General features: G+C 41.7%; 4 protein-coding genes and 1 pseudogene. All 5 read left to right on the top strand.

The genetic code is table 11. The features are described 5' to 3' along the window. Window positions 1-129, top strand: a pseudogene (locus tag F6K49_RS43455) (protochlorophyllide oxidoreductase); the annotation flags it as partial. A gap of 176 nt (window positions 130-305) precedes the next feature. Next, complete coding sequence (locus tag F6K49_RS43450; protein WP_293107904.1) at window positions 306-1,130, top strand: class I SAM-dependent methyltransferase; 825 nt, start codon at window positions 306-308, stop codon at window positions 1,128-1,130. Beyond that, on the top strand, window positions 1,130-1,396 hold the full coding sequence (locus F6K49_RS43445; protein ID WP_075903124.1) for a hypothetical protein: 267 nt from the start codon (window positions 1,130-1,132) through the stop codon (window positions 1,394-1,396). Before F6K49_RS43450 ends, F6K49_RS43445 begins: the two co-directional genes overlap by 1 nt. After that, window positions 1,393-1,635, top strand: a complete 243-nt coding sequence (locus F6K49_RS43440; RefSeq protein WP_293107901.1) for a hypothetical protein — start codon at window positions 1,393-1,395, stop codon at window positions 1,633-1,635. The genes F6K49_RS43445 and F6K49_RS43440 overlap by 4 nt, the downstream gene beginning before the upstream one ends. Continuing rightward, a complete protein-coding gene (locus F6K49_RS43435; protein ID WP_293107897.1) occupies window positions 1,626-1,904 on the top strand; it encodes a hypothetical protein in 279 nt (92 codons plus the stop codon). The genes F6K49_RS43440 and F6K49_RS43435 overlap by 10 nt, the downstream gene beginning before the upstream one ends. The last annotated feature ends 189 nt before the right edge of the window (window positions 1,905-2,093 follow it).

Below are 2,093 nucleotides of genomic sequence, written 5' to 3'. Positions count from 1 at the left end.
TGGAGCTGGGGTAATCGACAAAAAGAAGGTCGTAAGTCCTTTGTTCAAGAAGTTTCTAATGAAGCAATGGATGATTCTAAAGCTAAGCGCTTGTGGGAATTGAGCGAAAAGTTAGTTGGACTAGGGTGATAGTAAATTTAAGCATTCAGCTGTCAGCCGTCAGCCGTCAGCCTTGGGCTTTTCCCGAGACTTTAAATTCTGATTAATTTCGAACTATTAAATTCTACCTTTTGAGGTTTATGTTAAGCTGTTCGCGTAGCGTGAGCTTCAGCTCACGGCTGACAGCTGATAGCTGAATGCTTACGATGAAAGATATTAAACAACTACTTAATGCTATCCAGTCTAAAGACTTGGAAGAGAAAAAAAATTGGTATTCTTCTGTTGCAGAAGCCTACGACCAGGCTAGACCACGCTATCCTCAGCAACTGATTAACCGTGCTGTGGAGTTAGCCCAACTTCCTTCCGATGCCATTATTCTTGAAGTGGGATGCGGTCCGGGGATTGCTACGACAGCATTTGCTGACTTGGGCTTCTCTATAGTTGCTATTGAACCCAGCCAGGAATCTTGTCAGCTAGCGCGACATAACTGTAGCCAATATCCAGATGTAGAACTTATTAATAGTACCTTTGAAGAATGGCAGCTAGAAACTGGTAAATTCCATGCTGTGTTAGCAGCCACTTCTTTTCATTGGATTGCCCAAGAGATCCGGTATCAAAAAGCAGCTGATGCTCTAAAAGAGAATGGGTTTCTGATTTTGCTATGGAATACTCCCCCTCAACCGAACCATGAAGTTTGCCAACTGTTGAATCAGGTCTATCAAACTTACGCTCCCTCTCTGAAACCCTGTGAAGAGATAGAAACTCATCAACAGAACCTCAGCAAAATTGCAGAAACTGTTATTAATTCCGGGAAATTCCAAGACTTAGTATCGGAACAGTTGGTATGTAACGTTACCTATAGTATTGATAATTATCTAGCGCTTTTGAGTACTTTATCACCTTATATAGCTTTAGACCACCAGCAGCGAGAGTCTTTGTTTCAAGGGGTGAAGGAAATACTAGAGCTAGAAGTGGGTAATAGTCTCGAAACGTCTTATCTCTCTGTTCTTCAGATTGCTAAAAAAATCTAGTGGTAAGCTTTCAGCTATCAGTTATCAGCTATCAGCTATCAGCTATCAGCTATCAGTTTGACCCGGTGGTGCGTTACGGTACGGACTATCCTAACACTGGCTACCGAAAAAATGAGGGCTCGCCCGTCCCTAACGCACCCTACTACGCTGTGCGCCCTGGAATGTTGTTTATTTTGTGTGAATATAGCAAATGGCAAATATTGTTGTTTAATGCCATTAATGCTAGAGTGTTGAAAGGTTTCTTCGCTTACAAAGAATCGCAATGAGCAGCAGCCTGAATATCCAGCTCACCGATAAACTACGCCGCTATGTTGATATGCGGGCAAGCGATGATGATGTCTATGCAACGCCTAGTGAATACATCCGGGATTTGATTCGTCGGGATATGAAGGACTATTTGATTGTGTCCGACATTATCCAAGGGCTACGGGAAATTAGGAATCAAGAATTTGTCCCGGAATCCATCCTGGATATTTTACAGGAAGATAATCGGGATTGTGGCTAGGAAAAACTATCTTCAAAAAAGCAGCACAGTTTATCGCCCTTAAGCATCAAAAAGTTGCGAAACGCCAGGAGCTGACAGGGGATAGCTCTCTGTGTTTATTTCCTGTTAGAGAACATTATATTGTCTATGAAGCCTTGGGAGAAAAACGCATCGCCATCGCTGCTTTTATCCGTATGGGGAGGGATATTCCGACGTTACTTAGTAAACATGCCGTCACCTTAAAAGAGGAGCTTACCGAACTCCGAAAAAGTAGTTTGAACGAGAATTAATTACTTCTGGCGATCAAAAAAAAATTTTGCTCAAATACATGAACAGGACTTACCAGTGAAGTCCAGTACAGATGACTTAATCCAAGCTTTTGTATGGGTATTTTTTGAATTCTAACTTCATCTCATAGATGATCATGTTTATCTTTGTCATCTACGACAAAAGATTGTAGCATAGACTAATCAGAATGT

Source organism: Moorena sp. SIO3I6 (assembly GCF_010672095.1).
Note: the sequence above shows the minus strand (reverse complement) of the source record. Positions and strands in the feature narration are given on the sequence as shown.

Excerpts from the sequence above, each read along its gene's own strand:
- F6K49_RS43450 (WP_293107904.1), top strand. The coding sequence starts at position 306 with ATGAAAGATATTAAACAACTACTTAATGCTATCCAGTCTAAAGACTTG.
- F6K49_RS43440 (WP_293107901.1), top strand. The coding sequence starts at position 1,393 with ATGAGCAGCAGCCTGAATATCCAGCTCACCGATAAACTACGCCGCTAT.